Origin of the sequence: Desulforamulus aquiferis, assembly GCF_030577015.1 — a bacterium.
GTDB lineage: Bacteria > Bacillota > Desulfotomaculia > Desulfotomaculales > Desulfotomaculaceae > Desulfotomaculum > Desulfotomaculum aquiferis.
On the sequence record NZ_JARPTC010000084.1, the window covers coordinates 1 to 291 of the forward strand.

The 291-nt window shown below is 38.1% G+C and carries 1 pseudogene; it reads left to right on the forward strand.

Going from position 1 to position 291, the window contains the following annotated elements:
• Positions 1-96: 96 nt before the first annotated feature.
• A pseudogene (locus P6N53_RS18630) lies at positions 97-291 on the forward strand (23S rRNA (uracil(1939)-C(5))-methyltransferase RlmD); the annotation flags it as partial.

Below are 291 nucleotides of genomic sequence, written 5' to 3' on the forward strand. Positions count from 1 at the left end.
ATGCGCAATATTAATAATAGTTCAGGAAGACTAGTCTTAGGACGAGAGAACCACATTTTATCAGGAAAAGACCATATTACAGACATACTAGGAGGTTTGAGCTTTAAGATATCAGCCTCCTCATTTTTTCAGGTTAACCCCCTTCAGACGGAAGTCTTATATAATAAGGCCTTAGAATTAGCTAGAATTAAAAATAACGAAACTGTAGTTGATGCCTATTGTGGTATCGGAACAATCGCTCTGTTCTTTGCACACCAGGCAAAACAGGTGATCGGTGTAGAAGTAATTGCT